Origin of the sequence: Luedemannella helvata, assembly GCF_039528415.1 — a bacterium.
Classification (GTDB): Bacteria; Actinomycetota; Actinomycetes; order Mycobacteriales; family Micromonosporaceae; genus Luedemannella; species Luedemannella helvata.
The window spans coordinates 1-515 of record NZ_BAAALS010000142.1 but is presented as its reverse complement, the minus strand read 5'-3'; the positions used below and the strand labels follow the sequence as shown (position 1 = coordinate 515).

At 71.5% G+C, this 515-nt stretch carries 1 protein-coding gene; it reads left to right on the top strand.

The window, feature by feature from the left end; genetic code table 11:
• Positions 1-68: 68 nt before the first annotated feature.
• Positions 69-515, top strand: a 447-nt coding sequence (locus tag ABD191_RS29160; protein WP_344089220.1) for an IS110 family transposase, incomplete at its 3' end; no start/stop codon positions are given.

Genomic DNA, 515 nt, shown 5'->3' with positions numbered 1-515 from the left:
GTCCGCCCGTCCGGCCGGTCGCATGCTGCCCTGTTGATCACATGTGATCGGAGCAGCTAGTGACCAGCATGACCGATGAGAGCCGGGTTGTCTTCGCCGGCGCTGACACCCACCGCGACACCATCCACGTAGCCGTCGTTGACGAGCTCGGCCGCCACCTGGGTGACCGGGAGTTCCCCACCACGAGTAGCGGCTACACGGCCGCGATCGCGTTCGTCAGCGCGTACGGCCAGCTCGACGCGGTGGGGGTGGAGGGCACGGCCAGCTACGGCGCCGGCCTGGCCACCGCCCTGCGCGAGGCCGCAATTACGGTGGTTGAGATCAACCAGAGCGACCGGGCCGAGCGACGCCGGCGGGGTAAGTCCGACCCAATCGACGCCTACGCCGCCGCCCGGGCCGCCGCAGCCGGACGGGCCACCGCCACCCCGAAGACCCGCGACGGGGCGGTGGAGGCCATCCGCGTGCTGCACGTCGCCCGCGCCAGCGCCGTCAAGGCCCGCACCCAAACGATCAAC